Origin of the sequence: Halomonas sp. SIMBA_159 (genome assembly GCF_046536035.1) — a bacterium.
In the GTDB taxonomy this organism is placed as follows: domain Bacteria; phylum Pseudomonadota; class Gammaproteobacteria; order Pseudomonadales; family Halomonadaceae; genus Vreelandella; species Vreelandella venusta_A.
This window is the reverse complement of the sequence record NZ_JAWJBT010000430.1, coordinates 1-277: the sequence shown is the minus strand read 5'-3', so window position 1 is coordinate 277 and position 277 is coordinate 1. Positions and strand designations below refer to the sequence as shown.

Sequence of the window (277 nt, the reverse complement as noted above, 5' to 3'; positions counted from 1 at the left end):
CGGCGAAAACGATCAGAACCAGCCGCTCGCCTCGGGAAATCGGACCGAGCGCCGCGATCTGTCCGCGCAGCTCAGCGTCGGCACCGTCCACCGGGCGGTGTTCGAGCCGAAACGCCAGCCGGGTGAGCACAAGCCAGGTCACGACCAGCAGCACGCACGCAAACGGCACGCCGACCAGCATCCACTGTGCGAAGCCGATCTCGACACCGTAGGTTTCCTGCATGTAGCCGGCGAACAGGGCGTTCGGCGGCGTACCGATGAGCGTGCCCATGCCGCC

General features: G+C 67.1%; 1 protein-coding gene. It reads right to left on the bottom strand.

The genetic code is table 11. The annotated features are described in order from the left end of the window. Positions 1-277: SLC13 family permease (locus R0J87_RS19910; protein WP_498888415.1), on the bottom strand; the 277-nt coding region annotated here is incomplete at both ends.